At 45.6% G+C, this 21,017-nt stretch carries 18 protein-coding genes; all 18 read left to right on the top strand.

Features of this window, described 5'->3' with window-relative positions:
* The first annotated feature begins 286 nt into the window (after nucleotides 1-286).
* Complete coding sequence (gene mnmG / locus A3750_RS12975; protein WP_068456195.1) at nucleotides 287-2,185, top strand: tRNA uridine-5-carboxymethylaminomethyl(34) synthesis enzyme MnmG; 1,899 nt, start codon at nucleotides 287-289, stop codon at nucleotides 2,183-2,185.
* Between the two features lie 3 nt (nucleotides 2,186-2,188).
* Nucleotides 2,189-2,836, top strand: coding sequence for a 16S rRNA (guanine(527)-N(7))-methyltransferase RsmG (rsmG, locus tag A3750_RS12980; protein ID WP_082863214.1), 648 nt, complete (start codon nucleotides 2,189-2,191; stop codon nucleotides 2,834-2,836).
* Between the two features lie 50 nt (nucleotides 2,837-2,886).
* Complete coding sequence (locus A3750_RS12985; RefSeq protein ID WP_068457509.1) at nucleotides 2,887-3,681, top strand: ParA family protein; 795 nt, start codon at nucleotides 2,887-2,889, stop codon at nucleotides 3,679-3,681.
* Nucleotides 3,682-3,693: 12 nt separating this feature from the next.
* Entirely contained in the window at nucleotides 3,694-4,563 is an 870-nt protein-coding gene (locus A3750_RS12990; RefSeq protein WP_068457523.1) for a ParB/RepB/Spo0J family partition protein, read from the top strand.
* A 233-nt stretch (nucleotides 4,564-4,796) separates the two neighbouring features.
* Nucleotides 4,797-5,126, top strand: coding sequence for an ATP synthase subunit I (locus A3750_RS12995; protein ID WP_255374880.1), 330 nt, complete (start codon nucleotides 4,797-4,799; stop codon nucleotides 5,124-5,126).
* Nucleotides 5,127-5,169: 43 nt separating this feature from the next.
* The gene (gene atpB / locus A3750_RS13000; RefSeq protein WP_068465977.1) at nucleotides 5,170-6,048 is read left to right on the top strand and encodes a F0F1 ATP synthase subunit A; all 879 of its coding nucleotides are present in this window, start codon (nucleotides 5,170-5,172) and stop codon (nucleotides 6,046-6,048) included.
* 50 nt (nucleotides 6,049-6,098) lie between these two features.
* Entirely contained in the window at nucleotides 6,099-6,338 is a 240-nt protein-coding gene (gene atpE / locus A3750_RS13005) for a F0F1 ATP synthase subunit C (protein ID WP_068453646.1), read from the top strand.
* Between the two features lie 58 nt (nucleotides 6,339-6,396).
* On the top strand, nucleotides 6,397-6,867 hold the full coding sequence (locus A3750_RS13010; RefSeq protein WP_068453648.1) for a F0F1 ATP synthase subunit B: 471 nt from the start codon (nucleotides 6,397-6,399) through the stop codon (nucleotides 6,865-6,867).
* Nucleotides 6,868-6,883: 16 nt separating this feature from the next.
* Nucleotides 6,884-7,420, top strand: coding sequence for a F0F1 ATP synthase subunit delta (locus A3750_RS13015; protein ID WP_068453650.1), 537 nt, complete (start codon nucleotides 6,884-6,886; stop codon nucleotides 7,418-7,420).
* 30 nt (nucleotides 7,421-7,450) lie between these two features.
* Complete coding sequence (atpA, locus tag A3750_RS13020) at nucleotides 7,451-8,995, top strand: F0F1 ATP synthase subunit alpha (RefSeq protein ID WP_068453652.1); 1,545 nt, start codon at nucleotides 7,451-7,453, stop codon at nucleotides 8,993-8,995.
* A 60-nt stretch (nucleotides 8,996-9,055) separates the two neighbouring features.
* Entirely contained in the window at nucleotides 9,056-9,916 is an 861-nt protein-coding gene (gene atpG, locus A3750_RS13025; protein WP_068453653.1) for a F0F1 ATP synthase subunit gamma, read from the top strand.
* Nucleotides 9,917-9,970: 54 nt separating this feature from the next.
* Nucleotides 9,971-11,368, top strand: coding sequence for a F0F1 ATP synthase subunit beta (gene atpD, locus A3750_RS13030; protein ID WP_068490740.1), 1,398 nt, complete (start codon nucleotides 9,971-9,973; stop codon nucleotides 11,366-11,368).
* Nucleotides 11,369-11,422: 54 nt separating this feature from the next.
* Entirely contained in the window at nucleotides 11,423-11,839 is a 417-nt protein-coding gene (locus A3750_RS13035; protein ID WP_068457597.1) for a F0F1 ATP synthase subunit epsilon, read from the top strand.
* A 128-nt stretch (nucleotides 11,840-11,967) separates the two neighbouring features.
* Nucleotides 11,968-13,335, top strand: a complete 1,368-nt coding sequence (gene glmU, locus A3750_RS13040) for a bifunctional UDP-N-acetylglucosamine diphosphorylase/glucosamine-1-phosphate N-acetyltransferase GlmU (protein ID WP_068453220.1) — start codon at nucleotides 11,968-11,970, stop codon at nucleotides 13,333-13,335.
* 38 nt (nucleotides 13,336-13,373) lie between these two features.
* Nucleotides 13,374-15,206, top strand: a complete 1,833-nt coding sequence (glmS, locus tag A3750_RS13045) for a glutamine--fructose-6-phosphate transaminase (isomerizing) (RefSeq protein WP_068453218.1) — start codon at nucleotides 13,374-13,376, stop codon at nucleotides 15,204-15,206.
* A 798-nt stretch (nucleotides 15,207-16,004) separates the two neighbouring features.
* On the top strand, nucleotides 16,005-17,255 hold the full coding sequence (locus A3750_RS13050; RefSeq protein WP_197466195.1) for an alginate export family protein: 1,251 nt from the start codon (nucleotides 16,005-16,007) through the stop codon (nucleotides 17,253-17,255).
* Between the two features lie 287 nt (nucleotides 17,256-17,542).
* Nucleotides 17,543-18,919: a DEAD/DEAH box helicase gene (locus A3750_RS13055; protein ID WP_082863071.1), complete on the top strand. Its 1,377-nt coding sequence runs from the start codon at nucleotides 17,543-17,545 to the stop codon at nucleotides 18,917-18,919.
* Between the two features lie 253 nt (nucleotides 18,920-19,172).
* On the top strand, nucleotides 19,173-20,921 hold the full coding sequence (locus A3750_RS13060; protein WP_068453216.1) for a serine/threonine-protein kinase: 1,749 nt from the start codon (nucleotides 19,173-19,175) through the stop codon (nucleotides 20,919-20,921).
* The last annotated feature ends 96 nt before the right edge of the window (nucleotides 20,922-21,017 follow it).

Raw genomic sequence — 21,017 nt, forward strand, 5'->3', positions numbered from 1 at the left:
ATAACTTAATAAATTTTCGTCCAGAATTTAATAGATTATTTTTATAAACCAATTAAATCAATAGGTTACGTTATATTCTTGTCTAAAATTCTCGGTTAATCTGTGGATAACTCTTTGGATAAGTAGCCTAAACCTGCGTAATATCGTTGTTTAGGAGAGCATTCTGTTTTCTTAACCGAGTAAGCAAAATAAACTGTATGATTTTTGTACGTATTTACTGTACAAGGACGCCATAGAGATTATAATTGCGCGCCATTTTTTAGATCCTTTTCCTGTAGAGGTTTTTGTGGAATATCCCAAGCATTACGATGTTATTGTCATTGGCGGCGGTCACGCTGGAACTGAGGCCGCGCTTGCGGCAGCAAGAACGGGTGCCCAGACGCTACTTTTGACTCATAACATCGAGACACTTGGTCAGATGTCCTGCAACCCGGCAATTGGTGGGATAGGAAAAAGTCATTTAGTCAAAGAAATAGATGCCTTAGACGGTGCGATGGCGAAAGCAACAGACTTAGCTGGTATACAGTTTAGGGTGCTGAATAGCCGAAAGGGACCTGCAGTTCGAGCAACCCGCGCTCAAGCAGATAGAGCATTGTATAAAGCTGCGATACGAACCATATTGGAAAATCAGGATGATTTGGAGATTTTCCAGCAGTCAGCTGATGACTTGGTTGTCGAAAATAACACTGTCAAAGGTGTTGTAACGAATATGGGGATCATATTTCGAGCTCACTCAGTCGTCCTGACAACAGGAACCTTTTTAGGTGGCGTTATCCACATTGGGCTTGAAAATCATAGCGGCGGAAGAGCGGGTGACCCGCCTTCAATTGCATTGGCAAACCGTTTAAGGGAACTTCCTTTTCGAGTTGGGCGTTTAAAAACGGGCACTCCTCCGCGTATTGATGCACGTAGTGTTAATTTCAGTGTGATGCAGGAACAGCCAGGCGATACGCCGACTCCAGTTATGTCGTATATGGGTAAAGTATCGGAACACCCTCAGCAGATCTCGTGTTTCATTACGCATACCAACGAGCGGACACACGATATTATTCGATCAGGTTTTTCTCGTTCCCCAATGTTCACTGGTGTTATTGAAGGAACTGGACCGCGATACTGTCCCTCGATTGAAGATAAAATTAATCGTTTTTCTGATAAAGATTCACATCAGATTTTCGTGGAGCCGGAAGGCTTATCAACGCACGAGCTGTACCCTAACGGTATCTCTACAAGCTTACCCTTTGATATTCAGATTCAAGCGATCAGGTCCATGGTCGGCTTTGAAAACGCACACATTACGCGCCCAGGCTATGCCATTGAGTATGATTACTTCAATCCTCAAGATTTAAAGCATACCTTAGAGACACGTTATGTTAATGGGCTCTACTTTGCTGGCCAAATCAATGGAACTACAGGATATGAAGAGGCCGGTGCTCAAGGATTGCTGGCGGGTTTAAATGCAGCGCGTAGAGCTAGGGGAGAGTCAGAATGGTATCCGCGTCGAGACGAAGCTTATATTGGCGTGTTGGTTGATGATCTTATTACTCTCGGTACATCAGAGCCCTACCGCATGTTTACCAGTCGTGCAGAGTATCGGCTATTGCTGCGTGAAGACAACGCAGATATTCGATTAACCGAAATTGGTCGTAAGTTGGGTGTGGTCGGTGATGTTCGCTGGGCATTCCACCAAGAAAAGCTTCAGGCGATCGAAGTAGAGCGTGAACGCCTACAGAAAACATGGGTTCATCCGAATACTGACGCAGCAAGTAAGCTGAATGAGCGTTTGAAGAGTCCACTTTCTCGCGAGTACACGCTCGAAGAACTACTTCGTCGTCCAGAGGTTAATTTCCGTGATCTCGTGGAGCTTAACTCTAATATTGATATTCGAGAAGATGTGGCTGAGCAGCTTGAAGTTCAAACTAAATACGCTGGCTATATAACGCGACAACAAGATGAAATCGAAAAGCTTCGTAAGAATGAGAATACGCGGATTCCGGATATGTTCGATTATGAGCAAGTATCAGGTTTGTCCAACGAAGTTAAGCAGAAATTGCTATTGCAGCGTCCAGAGACTATTGCACAGGCGTCACGTATTCCGGGCGTAACGCCAGCAGCGGTTTCCCTAGTTTTGGTTTACATGAAAAAGGCTGAAATGCGCCAACCGAAAAATCAAACGACGAAAGTCTAGCCCATGAAAGTTAACATCGACTCGGAAGCTTTTACACAACGACTTTTAACTGCAGCGACCGAATTAGGCGTTCTACTTAGTTCTACTCAAGCAGAACAGCTCGTGACCTATATTGAATTACTTGCTCGCTGGAACAGTACATACAACTTAACCGCAGTTAGAGATCCAAGCGATATGTTGGATCGCCATATTATTGACTCTTTGAGTGTTGTACCGTTTATAGATGCGGATACTGTGATGGATGTAGGTACAGGTCCTGGACTTCCAGGTATTCCTTTGGCATTACTCTATCCTGAAAAGCAATTTACGCTTGTTGATAGTAATATTAAAAAGACCCGTTTTCTGACTCAGGCCTTGATAGCGCTGGGGTTAAAGAATGTAGAAGTGCTTCATACTCGTATTGAAAATATTGTCGGCGTTAGAACGTTTCCACTGATCATTTCGCGGGCGTTCACCGCAGCAGATAACTTTGCCGCGCTTTGTGGACCATGTTTGACAGAAAATGGAAAGCTTCTTGCTATGAAAGGCAGTGAAGCACAAAATGAAGCCGACACACTTGGACCGGGTTATATGTATAAAGAAATTATTAAACTCAACGTTCCTAGTTGTGAAGCCGCGCGACATTTAATTATTATAGAATCAGTTTCATAGTTCGGCTGTGTGCACACAGCTGATTTATACCAGTTTATAGGGTACCTCCAGTGGCACAGATATTCGCAGTTACCAATCAAAAAGGTGGGGTCGGCAAGACAACTACAAGTGTCAATCTTGCAGCCTCTCTTGCTGCGACTAAACGCAAAATCTTGATGATTGATCTTGATCCGCAAGGCAACGCAACAATGGGTTGCGGAATAATGAAGAACGAGCTCGATCTCACTGTTTATGATCTTCTTACTAAGAAAGCTTCATTTGAAGATATCGCAGTTCGCGCCAAGCATGGCCATTTTGATGTTTTACCTGCTAACGGGGATCTTGTTGCTGCTGAGGTCGAACTTTTAAATGAGATTGGCAGGGAGCACAGGTTGCGGCTTGGTTTGAACGAAGTGCGTGCTCACTACGATTTTATCGTGATTGATTGTCCACCCTCGCTTAACATGCTCACTGTCAATGCATTATCCGCGAGTGACGGCGTCATCATTCCGATGCAGTGCGAGTACTATGCGTTGGAAGGCCTTGCTGCTTTAATGAGTACGATTGAACAGATCAGAGAAACAATCAATCCAGCTCTGCAGATCTCTGGAATCCTTCGTACGATGTATGATCCGCGCAATAGCTTAACGAAGGACGTTTCAGAAGAGCTGGAAGAATACTTCGGTGATCAGGTATTTAAAGTGGCCATTCCTCGAAATGTTCGCCTAGCAGAAGCGCCAAGTCATGGCATGCCTGCTTTGTATTATGATAAGTCTTCAAGAGGAGCTTTAGCTTATCTTGCACTAGCTGGTGAAATCGTCCGTCGTACTAAAAGATCCAATAAACCCGAATTGGTAGCAGTTTAATAAGGAACCACATTGGCTAGAAAGCGCGTTATCGGAGAGAAAGGGTTAGGTGCCTTGTTAAAGGGATCAAATATAGAGCCCTTAAAGCATTCAGAAGCAGACGAAAAATATCTGCGCGAAATCCCTGTCGAGTTGATTCAGCGCGGTAAATATCAACCGCGCCGCGACATGGATCAACAGGCGTTAGAAGAGCTTGCTGAGTCTATTCGTCAACAAGGTATTATGCAGCCAATCGTTGTGCGCCCAATTTCAGAAAGTAAGTATGAAATTATTGCCGGTGAGCGTCGATGGCGCGCATCTCAGTTAGCACAACTTGATCGCGTGCCTGCAATCGTGCGTGATGTTCCTGATGAAGCGGCTGTTGCAATGGCCTTGATCGAGAACATTCAACGAGAAAATCTCAATGCAATGGAAGAGGCATTTGCGCTTCAAAGACTTCAGGATGAATTTGAGCTGACACAAGGTGAAGTTGCAGAAGCAATCGGTAAGTCACGCTCTACTGTGACCAACCTGCTTCGATTGATGAACTTGCATGATGATGTAAAACTGATGCTGGAACATGGTGATCTAGAAATGGGACATGGTCGAGCGTTGCTTGGTTTACCCAGTGAGGATCAATTGGCAGCAGCAAATCAGGTCAACTCTAAGTCAATGTCAGTTCGGCAGACAGAGGCGTTCGTTCGAAAGTTATTGGAAAGCCCTCAACCCAAAAGAAAGGCTTCTCCCGCAAAAGATCCCAATGTAAAGCAACTAGAAGAAGAGCTATCTGAAAAGCTAGGTGCACGCATCGAAATCAGTCAGGGTTCTCGTGGCAAGGGCAGGCTAGTAATTAGTTATAACTCTCTTGACGAGCTTGACGGAATTTTGTCGCATATCAAGTAATAAGAACAAGTGTTTGCGCGACAAAGCTAAAACTAATCCTAAAAGTGGTATTTTTTACGATTGACCAATAAATAAGCAGACTCTAGTGTTGAATGGGTTATGCATTTGCCCTACAATTGCCGCGCCTTAATATAGTGCGTAACCGAACTATTTTGGACGAGTTAGCGACATATTTTTTAGCGCTAACCAGGAGTGTTTAAATTAGCAAACCACCCCTACTCCTAATATTCGGGATACAATGTTTGTCAGCCGGCCTATTAACCGTCATTTTCTGGCTGACTAAAGGAAATGTAGCGGCAATTTCTGCGGTATTGGGTGCTTGTATTTTTATCGCTCNTCAGCAGTATTTTGCTTACAAATCATTTCGCTACATGGGTGCGAGAGCAGCCGTAAAAACAGTCCAAAGTTTTTACAGTGCAGAAAGTTCTAAACTGCTGCTAGTAGCGGCGGGGTTTGCACTGGTTTTTAGCTTCTATCAAGAAGCGGATATATTTGCATTGATGATGAGCTTTATTGTTCTTGTCATCATAAATGGTATTGCGCCAATGCTATTGGCCAAGTAAAACCACGAACAGTTTCTTAAAAAGTAAGTGTAGGCCCTTAACTATGGCAGGTGAAAACCCAACAACTACCGAGTATATCCAGCACCACTTAACCAATTTAACCTATGGTAAGTTGCCCGCTGGTTTTGAACGTTACGACGGTTCGGTTCTAGAAGCAGATACATGGACAATGGCTCACGGTTCAGCGGAAGCTGCAGCGATGGGTTTTAATGCGTTTCATGTAGACAGTTTGGCATGGTCTTTCGGACTAGGTCTTATTTTCTGCTTGTTATTCCGTCTCGTAGCCAAATCTGTCACTTCAGGTGTACCAGGTCGTCTCCAGAATTTTGTCGAGATTATCGTTGAATTTATCGACAATAATGTGAAAGACATGTTTCACGGACGTAACCCGATCGTAGCGCCCCTAGCATTGACGATCTTCGTTTGGGTTTTTCTGATGAACCTGATGGATCTTATTCCTGTAGACGTTGTGCCCGAAATCATGATGGCACTTGGCGTTGAATACCAGAAAATTGTGCCTTCGACCGATCCGAACATCACGCTCGGTATGGCATTAGCAGTCTTTATCTTGATGCTGTACTACTCAATCAAGATCAAAGGAGTGGGTGGCTTTGTGAAGGAATTGACAATGCACCCATTTAATCACTGGATGTTTATCCCAGTGAACCTGTTCATGGAGTTGGTTGGTCTGTTGGCCAAGCCGTTCTCACTTGGGCTTCGACTGTTCGGTAACATGTATGCTGGCGAAATGATCTTTATCTTGATCGCCGTGATGTACAGCGCAGGTTTATTCTTTGGTTTGTTTGGTGGGTTGTTACAGCTAGGCTGGGCGATATTCCACATCTTGGTTATCACCTTACAGGCGTTTATTTTTATGGTACTAACGGTGGTTTACTTGAGCATGGCTCACGAAGACCACTAACAGAGACTTTTTAAAACTTCACTTTTAAATTGAAACGATAGGAGAAAAAAATGGAACTAGTAATCATTGCAGCAGCAATCATGCTTGGTTTGGGTGCACTTGGTGCAGCGGTAGGTATGGGTCTTCTTGGAGGCCGTTTGCTTGAAGGTACAGCACGTCAACCAGAGCTTGGTCCAATGTTGCAAGGTAAAATGTTCTTGCTTGCTGGTTTGATCGACGCAATCCCAATCATCGGTGTTGGTATCGCAATGTACTTGATCTTCGTAGTTGCTCCAGGTGTTGGTGCTTAATCGATACCGATTTAGTAATTCCGATTAAGTAAACCGGCAACATAGCGAGGTTATTGGTGTGAATATCAATTACACACTTATAGGACAAATAATCTTCTTCGCTGTTTTCGTGTTGTTCTGCATGAAATATGTATGGCCGCCAATCATGGCAGCCATGCAAGAGCGAGAGAAGAAAATTTCCGATGGTTTAGCAGCCGCAGATCGTGCTTCTAAAGATCTTGAACTTGCACAGAAAAAAGCAGGTGAAGAACTTAAAGACGCGAAAGTGCAAGCAGCTGAACTCATTGAGCAAGCAAACAAGCGTGCGAGCCAAATCGTAGATGAGGCGAAAGAGAACGCTAAAAAAGAAGGCGATCGTCTTCTCACAGCTGCTCAAGCTGAGATCGAGCAAGAGAAAAACCGTGTGCGAGAAGAACTTCGCGCAGAAGTATCAGCAATTGCACTTGCTGGGGCGGAAAAAATTCTTGGTTCGGAAATTGATGCAAGTAAGCACAGCAAGTTACTAGACCAGCTTGCCTCTGAAATTTAACTATTGAGAGTGGATGATGGCAGAGTCAATCACGATTGCCCGACCTTACGCGAAAGCTTCATTTGAAGCTGCAAAAGCAACTAGTGCGTTTGATCTTTGGTCAAGCATGCTTGCTTATGCTTCTGCAATTGCTAAGGACGAGAATATGGTTGTTGTTCTCGATCACCCAGCACTGACAAGTAAAGCAAAAGCCGACGCATTTTGTGATGTGTGTGGCGATCAACTGAATGAACAGGGTCAAAACCTTGTTCATGTACTATCTGAGAATAACCGAATTGGTTTGTTGCCAGATATTGCATCGTTGTTTGAGGCTTTGAAAGCGCAACTAGAGCATTCGGTTGACGTTATTGTAGAAAGTGCATTCGACTTGGGTAGTGAACAACAAGAGAAGCTGGCACAAGCATTGAGTCAAAAGCTAGATCGTAAAGTGAATGTGACATCAACAGTAAACGACTCGTTGATGGGAGGCGCTATTATTCGCGCAAACGATTTGGTAATTGATGCGTCTGTGAAAGGCAAGTTAGCCAAACTAGCAGAAGCAGTTAGTGCTTAGGTAGCGGATTCAGATTTGAGGAATTAAAGCATGCAACAGCTAAACCCAGCTGAAATCAGCGAAATTATTAAGAAGCGTATCGAGCAGCTCGATATCTCTTCTGAGGCCCGAAATGAGGGCACTATCGTCAGTGTTTCTGACGGTATCGTATTGGTTCACGGTCTTGCCGAAGTGATGTACGGTGAGATGGTTGAATTTGAAAACGGCGTCTACGGTATGGCGCTTAACCTTGAGCGTGACTCAGTTGGTGTTGTTGTACTTGGTGAGTACAACGGTCTGGCTGAAGGTCAAAAGGTTCGTTGTACTGGTCGTATCCTTGAGGTACCAATCGGTGACGCCCTTCTTGGTCGTGTTGTAGACGGTTTGGGTAACCCAATTGATGGTAAAGGTCCGATTGAGTCAGATCTTACTGCGCCAATTGAAAAGGTTGCTCCAGGTGTAATCGCGCGTAAGTCGGTTGATCAGCCAGTGCAAACTGGTTTGAAAGCGATTGACTCCATGGTACCAATCGGTCGTGGTCAGCGTGAGTTGATCATCGGTGACCGTCAGACTGGTAAAACTGCAATCGCTATTGATGCGATCATTAACCAGAAAGGTACAGGCGTTAAGTGTATCTATGTCGCAGTTGGTCAAAAGCAGTCATCGATTGCGGCTGTTGTGCGCAAGCTTGAAGAACATGGTGCAATGGATCACACCATCATCGTAGCTGCTGGTGCAGCGGATCCAGCAGCAATGTTGTTTCTTGCACCCTATGCTGGCACAACAATGGGTGAATTCTTCCGTGACAATGGGCAAGACGCATTGATCGTTTTTGATGATTTGACTAAGCAAGCTTGGGCGTACCGTCAGATTTCATTGCTTCTTCGTCGTCCACCGGGCCGAGAAGCATATCCTGGTGACGTATTCTACTTGCACTCGCGCCTTCTTGAGCGAGCGTCTCGCGTTAGCGAAGAGTACGTAGAACAGTTTACTAATGGTGCTGTTAAAGGCCAGACAGGTTCTTTGACCGCTCTCCCGATCATCGAGACACAAGGTGGTGACGTTTCAGCGTTCGTTCCGACAAACGTAATTTCGATTACCGATGGTCAGATCTTCTTGGAAACAAACCTGTTTAACGCCGGTGTTCGTCCAGCGATGAACGCAGGTATTTCTGTATCTCGTGTAGGCGGTGCAGCTCAGACTAAGATCATCAAAAAGCTTGGTGGTAGTGTGCGTCTAGCGCTTGCTCAGTATCGTGAACTTGCAGCATTTGCTCAGTTCGCTTCGGATCTTGATGAGGCGACTCGTAAGCAGCTTGAGCATGGTCAGCGTGTTACAGAGTTAATGAAACAGAAGCAGTACGCTCCACAAAGTGTTGCTGAGATGGGTGTAGTTTTATACGCAGCCAATGAAGGTTTCCTTGACGATGTTCCAGTGAATAAAGTGGTTGATTTCGAAGCGGCAATGCTTTCTTACATGAATGCGGAGCAAGCGGATCTTATGGCTAAGATCAACGAAAAGGGCGACTACAACGATGATATCGCTAGCGGTATCAAGAGTGCATTGGAGACATTTAAGTCTACCCAAACTTGGTAATTAAAGGGGTTCGCCCCTTTAATCGAGTTTTTTTAAACGAGACTTTAAAGGCAACTAACAATGGCCGTTGGTAAAGAAATACGAAATCAGATCTCAAGCGTTAAAAGCACGCAAAAGATTACGAGCGCTATGCAAATGGTAGCAGCGAGTAAGATGCGTAAAGCGCAAGAGCGTATGAGCCAGGGTAAACCATATGCAGATAAGATCCGCTCTGTGGTTAGTCATTTGGCAAATGCGAATCCAGAATATAATCACTTATATTTGCAAGATCGTGATGTAAAACGTGTCGGCTATATTGTTGTATCAACAGACCGCGGTTTGTGTGGTGGTTTGAACGTTAACTTGTTCAAACGTGCACTGGCCGACATGAAAGAATGGGATGCTAAAGAGGTCTCGGTGGATGTTTGTGCCATCGGTTCCAAGGCTATCTCATTTTTTAAGAACTACGGTGGCAATGTCGTCGCTGCATTGAGTCATCTTGGCGATGAGCCTTCAGCACATGAGCTGATTGGTTCTGTGAAGGTGATGCTAGATGCGTTTGATAAAGGCGAGATTGATCGACTGTATGTTGTTTACAACAAGTTCGTCACGACCATGACGCAAGAACCGGGAGTACATCAACTACTTCCTCTAGAAGCTTCAGAAGAACAGGAGCTTCAACATCATTGGGACTACATATACGAACCAGACGCGAAAGATTTGCTTGATGGTTTGTTGACTCGTTATGTCGAATCTCAGGTGTATCAAGGCGTTGTGGAAAATGCAGCATGTGAACAAGCCGCTCGAATGATTGCGATGAAAGCCGCAACAGACAATGCGGGCGAGATCATTAATGATCTACAACTTGTTTACAACAAGGCACGGCAAGCTGCAATCACACAAGAAATTTCAGAGATTGTGAGCGGTGCAGCTGCAGTTTAGCGCACAGCGAATTAAGAGATTGATGAAGAATTTATATTTAACGAGGAACCGAACATGAGTAGCGGAAGTATCGTACAAATTATTGGGGCGGTTATTGACGTCGAGTTCGCGCGCGATTCCGTACCTAATGTTTATGATGCGTTGACTGTCGATGGTGGCGAAACCACTTTGGAAGTTCAACAGCAATTAGGTGATGGTATTGTTCGTACCATCGCAATGGGAAGCACCGAAGGTCTTAAACGTGGCCTTCAAGTAGCTAATTCAGGCGCACCTATTTCTGTACCGGTTGGTACGGAAACGCTAGGTCGTATCATGGACGTTCTTGGACGTCCAATCGACGAGCGCGGTGAAATCGGTGAGCAAGAGCGTATGCCTATCCACCGTAAAGCACCAACCTACGCTGAGCAGGCAGCAAGTGCTGAGCTTCTCGAAACAGGCATCAAGGTAATCGACTTGGTCTGCCCATTTGCGAAAGGTGGTAAAGTCGGTCTGTTCGGTGGTGCCGGTGTTGGTAAAACCGTAAACATGATGGAGCTTATCAACAACATAGCTTTGAAGCACTCAGGACTTTCTGTATTTGCAGGTGTTGGCGAGCGTACTCGAGAAGGTAACGATTTCTACCACGAGATGCAGGAAGCAGGCGTTGTTAACTTGGAGAACCCTACGGAATCCAAGGTAGCAATGGTTTACGGACAGATGAACGAGCCGCCAGGAAACAGACTTCGTGTTGCTCTGACCGGTCTGACTATGGCTGAGAAGTTCCGTGATGAAGGTAAAGATGTACTACTGTTCGTAGACAACATCTATCGTTACACGCTAGCGGGTACAGAGGTATCGGCCCTACTTGGTCGTATGCCTTCAGCGGTAGGTTACCAGCCTACACTCGCAGAAGAGATGGGTGTACTTCAAGAGCGCATCACGTCTACGAAGACGGGTTCGATCACGTCAATTCAGGCGGTATACGTACCGGCAGATGACTTGACTGACCCTTCACCAGCAACGACATTCTCGCACCTTGATGCGACTGTCGTATTGAGCCGTGACATTGCATCAAAGGGTATCTACCCTGCAATCGATCCACTTGATTCTACATCACGTCAGCTTGACCCATTAGTAATTGGTCAGGAACATTACGACGTAGCACGTGGTGTTCAGACAGTTCTTCAGCGTTATGCAGAATTGAAAGATATTATCGCGATTCTTGGTATGGACGAGTTATCTGAAGAAGATAAGCAGACGGTTGCTCGTGCACGTAAGATCGAGCGTTTCTTGTCTCAGCCATTCCACGTAGCGGAAGTCTTCACAGGTTCTCCTGGTAAGTACGTGTCTCTAGCCGAGACGATTCGTGGTTTCCAAGGTATTTTGGGCGGCGAGTACGATGACCTTCCAGAGCAAGCGTTCTATATGGTTGGTTCAATCGAAGAAGCGGTAGAAAAAGCCAAGAACATGTAATCTGAGTGACTGGTTGAAGCCTTACGCTTCACCAGTCTCTACCGGAGAGAATATATGGGTATTAGCGTCCATTGCGATATTGTTAGTGCTGAAAAGCAAATCTACTCAGGTCTTGTTGAGCTAGTAGTTGCTGTTGGTGAGTTGGGTGATTTAGGTATTGCCCCAGGCCACGCGCCACTAATGACTAGTTTAAAGCCGGGCCCAGTTCGTATTGTTAAGCAAGGCGGTGAAGAAGAAGTATTTTATGTGACAGGTGGCTATCTCGAAGTACAGCCAAATGTCGTGACCATACTTTCTGATACAGCGCAGCGTGCTGATGATCTGGATGAAGCGGCGGCTCTTGAAGCGAAAGCGGAAGCCGAGCGTGAATTTGCTAATCAAAGCGGCGAGATGGATTATTCTCGTGCTGCAGCACAGTTAGCAGAAGCGGCTGCAAGGCTGAGAGCGATTCAACAATTGCGTAGGCGTTGAGCTTACAAACGCAATCATCTAAAGGCAGCTTAAGGCTGCCTTTTTTGTTGGTAAATCAGTAGATAAGAGGCTTTCTTAGTACTCTTCTGCGACTACAATTAAACAAAACGAGAGAATTGGAACGAGATATGGATTTTCACATTATCGTCTTAGCTGCGGGTAAAGGCTCCCGTATGAAGTCTGATAAGCCTAAGGTATTGCATACACTTGCTGGCAAACCAATGCTCACACACGTATTAGAGACCGCACTTGCACTGAATCCAGATAGAATTCACGTTGTTATTGGTCACGGTGCAGATCAATTACGTGCCCATTATCAACAGTTTGAGTACCCACTAAATTGGGTTGAACAACATGAGCAACTAGGAACGGGCCACGCCGTGGCGCAGGTTCTGCCACATTTAAATGACGGCTCAAAAGTCCTTGTTCTCTATGGAGATGTTCCTCTAATTGCCAATGACTCTTTAAATGAGTTGATCGGGCTCGCAGATCAAGAAACCTTAGCTCTATTGACCATGGATGTTGAAGACCCAACTGGTTATGGTCGAATCGTACGCAATGTCGCTGATGAACTTGTTGCAATCGTCGAGCAAAAAGACGCCAACGAAGAACAATTGGCTATTCAAGAAATCAATACCGGTTTTATGGCTGCGACGTCCGACAACTTAAAGCAGTGGTTACCGCGACTAAGTTCAGACAATGCACAAGGCGAATATTACTTAACAGATCTCGTTGCGTTGGCAGTGAGTGATGGCAAAGAAGTAGAGTCCTGCTCACCCTCATCGCCAGAAGAAGTACAAGGTGTTAATGATCGACTGCAGCTTTGTGAACTGGAATGCTGGTTCCAGTCACAGTACGGTGAGCGTTTACTGCGCGACGGGGTGAGTCTATTTGATCCGAATCGTATCGACATTCGTGGCGAGCTCGTGTGTGGCAAGGATGTGACAATCGACTTAAATTGCGTTTTTATTGGGCGTGTCACCTTGGCTGATGGAGTTTACATTGGGCCAAATTGCATTATTACCAATAGTTCTATCGGCGAAAATACGACTGTTAACTCGCACAGCGTTATCGAAGAGAGCCAAGTTGACGGGCATTGTAATATTGGACCTTTTGCACGGCTAAGACCAGGTACTGCTCTTGCAGAGAATGCGAAAATCGGAAATTTTGTTGAAACCAAAAAGGCGAACATCGGTAGTGGATCCAAAGTGAATCACCTGAGCTATATCGGTGATGCTGAAATTGGCGACGACGTTAATATTGGCGCGGGCACGATCACTTGTAACTATGATGGTGTAAATAAATACCAAACCAAACTTGAGAATGACGTCTTCATAGGCTCCAATTCGTCGTTGGTAGCTCCAATTGTCGTCAAACAAGGTGCGACCGTAGGCGCCGGCTCAGTTGTTACAAAAGATGTTGATGCGCAGCAATTAGCCGTAGCCCGCGGAAAACAGGTGAATATCTCTAATTGGAAGAAGCTGACTAAGAAGTAATTTAAAGATCACGGATCGATTTGTAGTAGGGGAAAAGTATGTGTGGGATTGTGGGTGCGATTGCACAGAGAGATGTGGCAAATATTTTAATAGAAGGCTTACGTCGACTAGAATATAGAGGTTATGACTCTGCAGGTTTAGCAGTGCTCTCGAAGACCGGAGAGTTCCAGCGTGTACGCCGCGTTGGGAAGGTTCAAGCTCTAGCTGATGCGTTGGTTTCGGAGCCCTGCCTTGGAGGGATCGGCATTGCACATACACGATGGGCTACGCATGGTGAACCAAACGAGGCTAACGCACACCCTCACAGCTCCTCTTCTGAAATTACCGTCGTCCATAACGGCATTATCGAAAACTATCTTGAACTTCGCGATCATCTGAAGACCCTTGGGTACACCTTTTCCTCCGACACAGATACCGAAGTCATTGCACATCTCCTCCATCACGAACGCCAGCAAAGTAAGAGTCTCTTAGACGCTTTTCAGAAGACCATTCAACAGCTTGATGGGGCTTATGGCGCAGTTGCAATGGAGACGAGTGATCCCGATAGGCTTGTTGCAGCGCGTTCGGGCAGCCCTTTGGTCATTGGCTATGGCATTGGCGAAAACTTCCTTGCATCCGATCAGCTTGCTCTTTTACCTGTCACCAACCGATTTGCCTTTCTAGAAGAAGGGGATATTGCAGAAGTTACTCGTCACGAGGTCAGGATATATGACCATACCAACCAGCCCGTAGAACGAACAGTTACCGAGTCAGACATTACGCATGATGCAGGCGACAAAGGTCAATTCAAGCATTACATGCTTAAAGAAATACATGAACAACCTATTGCCTTAAAAAACACGCTTGTCGGTCGGGTAGATAATGGCGAGGTTCTTAGCGATGCATTTGGCGAGAATGCGGATAACATTTTGAGCGGTATTGATCACGTACAAATTATCGCATGCGGCACGAGTTATCATGCCGGTATGGTTGCTCGTTATTGGTTTGAGCAATATACCGGAGTGTCTTGCAACGTCGAGATTGCTTCTGAATTTCGTTATCGAAAATCTGTTGTGTTTCCAAACTCATTGATCGTCACAATTTCTCAATCCGGAGAGACTGCAGATACGTTAGCCGCTTTACGACTAGCAAAAGAGTTAGGGTATAAGGCGAGCCTGACCATTTGTAATGTCCCCGGATCTTCTTTAGTGAGAGAGTCTGATCTTGCCTATATGATGCGTGCCGGTGTTGAGATAGGTGTAGCATCCACGAAAGCGTTTACCGTTCAGTTGGCCGGTCTTCTGTTGCTTGTTGCGGCAATAGGAAAGCACAAGACATTGAGCAAAAAAGATGAAGATAGAATCGTATCTTCTCTGCTTGCCTTGCCGGCTAAGGTAGAGCAGGCATTAGATATGAGCTCGTCCATCAAAGATCTAGCAGAGGACTTTGCGGATAAACACCACAGTCTCTTCCTTGGCCGAGGAGAGCAATACCCTATCGCGATGGAGGGGGCGCTCAAGCTAAAGGAAATCTCTTATATTCATGCGGAAGCCTATGCGGCAGGTGAATTGAAGCATGGGCCACTAGCGCTGATTGACGCTGATATGCCGGTTATCGTAGTCGCACCAGGTAACGAATTGCTTGAAAAGCTTCATTCGAATGTCGAAGAAGTTCGTGCTCGCGGCGGTCTAATGTATGTTTTTGCTGACAAAGCCGCCAAGTTTGAAAGTGATTCGACGATGAGCGTTTTGGATGTACCTCATTGCGATGAATTTGTGGCACCTATACTCTACTCCGTCCCATTACAATTATTGAGCTACTACGTTGCTCTGATCAAGGGAACGGACGTAGACCAACCACGAAATCTAGCTAAATCTGTCACGGTCGAATAGCAGCGGACGACGACGTTAGCGGTCGCGAAGGACTTGTTAGACCTGCACCTTACCTATGCGAATTTGGGAGGGTAAGAGGTGTCCATTCTTTATATGCCGCGTAGCATGACGGTGGAATACATGACGGTGGTATACGTTGTAACGACATATCCGGCTGTTTGCGAAAAGTAACCAACGTGGAATAGGCCAGATAATGACTCCTATGTTCCTGCTCAAGCATTAGGAACTTAGCGCGAGCATCGAATGCGCCTGGTATAAAACTTTCTCTGTATTTGTTGTTCTCGTGGCACTGAGCCGCATCGAACAGCCGTTCTTGCGTATGCGTGTTTTCGATATGGACTGATGTTTTGAATCCCCGGTTGTGTTCGTACTTACTCCTGTGTTCGTAAATTGTGCGAACTTGTTTTGTTGCTCCGCTATGAGGCATAACGCCAGCCTAACTCGTCGCACCTCACTTAATAAATCCTTTTAAATTCAATGTCTTAAAATTTTGGTCTGCTTTGTGCTTAATAGCATTTGAAGATTAAGACAGTGGAATTACAGCGTAGTGAATTCACTGTCCGAATAGCAGAAATATCAGCAAAGACGCTCATTTCACTCCTTGATTTTATATCGGGGGGCGGAATGAGTTTTTTTTTGCATCAAAAAAGTCGATCAGCAATCGCTTAGTCACTTAGGAGTTTTTCGCTTTTGATCGATTTAACGCACCACTACTAGAAGTTGCGAAAGAGGTCCTGAAGGTATGGAGCGACAGGCCGCTTAGATGTTCGTTGTTAAAATACTATTGGAGATAGTTTTATGAATCTAAAGATGAGTGTTAATTCAAATAGCTTGGCTCGATCAACAAGTATCGCGCTTGCCATTATGTGCGGTGCTTCGATGAATGTTGCGAATGCCTCTCTAAAAGAGAGCATTCAAGAAGCTGTTGACGGGGGGAAGGCATACGGCGATTTCCGACTACGCTATGAGACTGTAGATCAAGACAACTCTCTTAAAGATGCCAAGGGACTTACATTGCGCACGCGTTTTGGCTTTACAACTGCGAGCGTTGAGGGCTTGTCTGCAGGGCTAGAGTTTGAAGACTCACGACAGGTATTGGGAATCGATGAATACAACGATACGAATGGCAAAAATGCAGGGGTGTATTCTGTCATCGCAGACCCCGAGACGACGGAAGTCGATCAGGCGTTTCTAAAGTACAAGCGCGGTATTGCAACCGCCACGATTGGGCGCCAAGTATTAACACTGGATAATCATCGCTTTGTGGGCCACGTTGGCTGGCGTCAAGATCGGCAAACCTTTGATGCGTTTAGAGTGGAAGCAGGTTTTACAGATCAATTCACAGGTCAGTACGCTTACTTGGTGAAGCGAAACCGTATTTTTGGAGAAGAGAAGGACATCGATTCTAAAGATCATTTGCTTAACTTAGCCTACTCGACAGATTTGGGTAAGCTTAGTGCTTATGCATATCTATTAGAGGTGGACCAAAACATCGACAATAGTCTCGATACGTATGGTTTAAGGTTTGCTGGTAAAAAGCCTGCGTCAGAGGATGTGACTATTCTATATGCCGCTGAATATGCCACGCAGGAAAAATCTGAAGCAGGTTCCGCTGATCTAGACGCTGATTATCTGGCCCTTGAACTTGGCGCATCTGTTAGTGGAATTACCGCGAAGCTTGGTTTCGAGTCGCTGGGCTCAGACGAGGGAAATTATGGTTTCTCGACACCCTTGGCTACCTTGCATAAGTTCAATGGCTGGGCTGACCAATTTCTAGGCACGCCTGATCAGGGGCTTGAAGATTTGTATGTGAGTGTAGGAACGAAGGTCTCGGGTATTAAGCTTGCTGCTATTTATCATGATTTTTCTGCCGACGTGAGCAATGGAGGTTCTGATGATCTTGGTACGGAAGTTGATCTGCTTGCCGCTAAGAAATTCAATGATACCTATTCGGGTGGTTTGAAGTATGCAATGTACTCGGCAGGAGATGCGGCTTTTGGCAAAGTCGATACTGACAAGGCCTGGGTTTGGGTTTCAGCCAAATTCTAATCAGGGTTGCTATGCGGGCTAATCCCTAGCTCATAATTAATACGTTTTGAGATAAAAAGCTGCTTTAGCAGCTTTTTATCTACCTATCCCGACCTGGGAAGATGGATCATAAAAAAACAATCTGTCATCGAAGAGCGCAATGAATTCTCCTCAAATGCTTCTACGAGTTTCTAATCGATAAAAGTACCGTATCGCGCCAACACTCTATATACTGCGCAGAAATTGCTCTCCTCCGATTTCCCTCAATTGTAATCGGAACCTTTGCTTACCTAACTAAGAGATCGCCAATGAGCTTTGATACCCTAGGTCTATCGACAAGAATTCTTGAAGCTGTTGCGAAGCAGGGCTACGACACTCCGACTCCGATACAAGAACAGGCAATACCGGCCATTTTAAACGGTCACGATGTGATGGCGGCAGCGCAAACGGGTACCGGTAAAACAGCAGGTTTTACCCTTCCATTGCTAGAAAAACTGTCTGGCGGAAAAGGTCCAAGAGCGAATCATGTTCGCGCTTTGGTTTTAACACCAACCCGGGAATTGGCAGCGCAAGTGAGTGACAGCGTGATGACATACGGGTCAAACCTCCCTTTGCGATCGGCTGTCGTGTTTGGTGGAGTTAATATCAACCCCCAAATGCAAAAGCTTCGCAAAGGTGTCGATATTCTAGTTGCAACGCCGGGGCGTTTACTGGATCTGCACTCTAAAAATGCGGTTAAGCTTGATCAGGTTGAAGTGTTCGTTCTTGATGAAGCAGATCGTATGCTTGATATGGGCTTTATTAATGACATTAAAAAAGTCATCGCGTTATTGCCTAAGCGTCGTCAAAATTTGCTCTTCTCGGCGACGTTCTCTGAGGACATTCGAAATCTCGCGAAGGGGCTTATTAACAACCCTATCGAAATTTCTGTCACGCCAAAGAATACCGCTGCCAAGACAGTTGACCAGCTCATTGTTCCCGTCGACAAAGGTCAAAAATCTGCGTTGCTTATAAAACTCATCAAGGAGCACAAGTGGTATCAGGTGCTAGTGTTCTGCAGAACAAAACACGGTGCAAATAAGCTGTCACATCAGTTAGTTAAGTCGGGTATTACGTCGGCTCCTATCCATGGCAATAAGAGTCAAGGTGCGCGAACACGCGCTTTGGCAGATTTTAAAAAGGGCGATGTACAAGTGTTAGTCGCCACGGATATAGCCGCGCGAGGAATTGATATTGACCAACTTCCCCAAGTCGTTAACTTTGATTTACCGCATGTCGCTGAAGACTATGTGCATCGTATAGGGAGAACCGGAAGAGCTGGCGCTGAAGGCAAAGCAGTCTCTTTAGTCTGTGCAGCCGAGTATAAGGAGTTAACGGGAATTGAGCGTTTGATTCAGCAGGTATTGCCGCGAGAGATCGTGCCTGGGTTTGAGCCCAAAGAGCGTTTGGGCGCGTCACCTGCTAAACCAAAACCGCTGAAGCCAAAAAGACCGAAGAAAAAAAATCCAAATAAAAATGAACATCATGACGGGCCTCGGTCGGACAAGGCGAGCGCCAAGAAAAGTCATAATAATGAAAGTGTTTGGAAAACCTCTGGCGACTCTTCTGTTAAACCACAAGAAAATAAGCCGAGGCGTCGAAGAAGGCCCTCAAAAAGCACTCAAACAGCCAAGGATCCGCGCTAAATCCATCTCAGCGCTGTTTTATGCGCTGGGACTTTTGGTGATCACAGCAAGTTAAGGGCGCGAGTATGATGTCACGCGCATCACTAACGTGCGCCAACGCACAGCCAAACAAACCGTTACAAGTAGCGGCTCTTTCTTTGCAATACCTCTTCTAAAGCCAATCTAAAGTTAAAGCATAAACGATGAAAAGACGCGAACTCCGAACACAGCACTGCTGATCGGAGCGCAATAGTCACTTCTATGCGAGCATGCTTTGAGTAACACGCCAGTTAAATCTAAATTTAAACAGCTTATTGCTTTGATCTACGAGTTGTATTCGGTGAATACCCTGGTTTTGATCGCAGCGGTTTTTCTTGCGCTTGTTCCAGAGCGGCCTCAGTGGGTTCAGCAACTGGATGATTCATTGTATGCAGCAGTCGCAACTTCAGATCAGCTTGTGTTGCTTAAAAACGAACAGGCGATTCAGAAAAGTCACGTCTACGACCAGATGGGCCTCAATGATATCGCAGGGTCGTTAGCGAGCATTTTTAATGGCGATGCATTTCATTTTAATCATACGCGTGATGAGCTGACCCCAATGGCATTTGCTCTCGTCGAGCGGTTTGTCATGGTGCTGATCGTTCTTGTGTTGATTCGGGGTTTACCCAAGGTTCCAGAAGAGCGCTCATTAAAAATTGTGTTTGGGATAGCGTGCAGCACTATGTTCATCGAAGTAGCGCTACTTCGATTTGCTAACCTTTGGATGCCAATGGGTGCAGCTAGTCAGTTTTTGATTGGTGCTTACTTCATTATGCTCTTGCAGTTAAAACACGAAATGAATATCCAGGACATTCGAAAGCAACTGCACAACACGTCTTTAGACTATATACGGGATATTTCGAATACCGATAGCAGTGAAAAAACCCTGCGCCTCCTCAAGCAATGCAAACCATGCGCCGATACCTATGAGCTTGCGTATTCCTTTGCCCGTGATCAACAGAACAAGCGTCTACATCTGTTGGCTGCACAGGCCTACCAAATTATCTATGACAATCACCGCGGTTTTAAAGACGTTGCGCAACGCTTAGCCGATATCAAAGCGGCAACCAAACTGAACAACAGCGCCAGCCATGGGACTCTAGTGCCTCTTGACGCTACTAAGGTTGTTGAAAGAAATATTATTCTTCCAAAGCTTGGGCGATATCAAATGATTAGGGAGCTTGGCCGTGGCGCGATGGGAGTAGTCTATCTTGGTGAAGATCCAAGAATCGCCAGAAAAGTAGCGATTAAAACACTGCCTTATAGCCAGTTTCCACAGGATCAATTGCAAGAGCTCAGGGAGCGCTTTTGTCGGGAGGCGAAGGCAGCTGGGAGACTAAGCCATCCAAATATTGTGACGGTTTATGATGTCGGTGAAGAGCGAGAGCTTGCTTATATCGCCATGGATTATGTTGACGGGGCTGCGCTTGATGCGCATTGCAGACAAGATAAATTATTACCAGTTGTTACCGTATACAGCATCGTATTGCAGGTAGCGGAAGCGCTTAGCTATGCGCATCAAAACCAGATCATCCATCGTGATATCAAGCCTTCCAACCTTTTATATAACGCTGATACCAATCAGGTGAAAGTGTCGGATTTTGGCATCGCTCGGATGTCTGACGAATCTAAAACGAAGACCGGCCAAGTGATGGGTAGTCCAGTTTACATGGCGCCAGAACAGCTTAAGGGGGCTAAGGTTAGCGGTGCTGCTGATATCTTCAGTTTGGGCGCAACTTTTTACCAACTTCTTACAGGCACTACTCCATTTAAGGCAGATTCGTTGCCCGAACTCACGATAAAAATTATGAGCAAGAAACACAAAAGCGTCCGTGAGTTACGTTCGGATTTGCCGGCTAGTGCGGTTCGAATTACCAATAGAGCACTAAACAAAGATCCCGCCAAACGATTTGCGAATGCAGAAGAAATGGCAAGCCATTTACGCAAAGCGCTCTCTAATGATTTTAACGCAAGGGTGGCCTAATGTTGCTTACCAGCAAATGTTTGCGAAGACACAAGGTTGTTGGATTGAGCCATCCGGGTGCTATCCGAAGCAATAACGAGGATGTCATCAACTGGT

Source organism: Oleiphilus sp. HI0079 (genome assembly GCF_001635105.1).

Coding starts and splice junctions, on each gene's coding strand:
- atpD (WP_068490740.1), top strand. CDS start 9,971: ATGAGTAGCGGAAGTATCGTACAAATTATTGGGGCGGTTATTGACGTC.
- rsmG (WP_082863214.1), top strand. CDS start 2,189: ATGAAAGTTAACATCGACTCGGAAGCTTTTACACAACGACTTTTAACT.
- atpG (WP_068453653.1), top strand. CDS start 9,056: ATGGCCGTTGGTAAAGAAATACGAAATCAGATCTCAAGCGTTAAAAGC.
- glmU (WP_068453220.1), top strand. CDS start 11,968: ATGGATTTTCACATTATCGTCTTAGCTGCGGGTAAAGGCTCCCGTATG.
- A3750_RS13035 (WP_068457597.1), top strand. CDS start 11,423: ATGGGTATTAGCGTCCATTGCGATATTGTTAGTGCTGAAAAGCAAATC.
- atpA (WP_068453652.1), top strand. CDS start 7,451: ATGCAACAGCTAAACCCAGCTGAAATCAGCGAAATTATTAAGAAGCGT.
- A3750_RS13015 (WP_068453650.1), top strand. CDS start 6,884: ATGGCAGAGTCAATCACGATTGCCCGACCTTACGCGAAAGCTTCATTT.
- atpB (WP_068465977.1), top strand. CDS start 5,170: ATGGCAGGTGAAAACCCAACAACTACCGAGTATATCCAGCACCACTTA.
- A3750_RS13055 (WP_082863071.1), top strand. CDS start 17,543: ATGAGCTTTGATACCCTAGGTCTATCGACAAGAATTCTTGAAGCTGTT.
- atpE (WP_068453646.1), top strand. CDS start 6,099: ATGGAACTAGTAATCATTGCAGCAGCAATCATGCTTGGTTTGGGTGCA.
- glmS (WP_068453218.1), top strand. CDS start 13,374: ATGTGTGGGATTGTGGGTGCGATTGCACAGAGAGATGTGGCAAATATT.
- A3750_RS13050 (WP_197466195.1), top strand. CDS start 16,005: ATGAATCTAAAGATGAGTGTTAATTCAAATAGCTTGGCTCGATCAACA.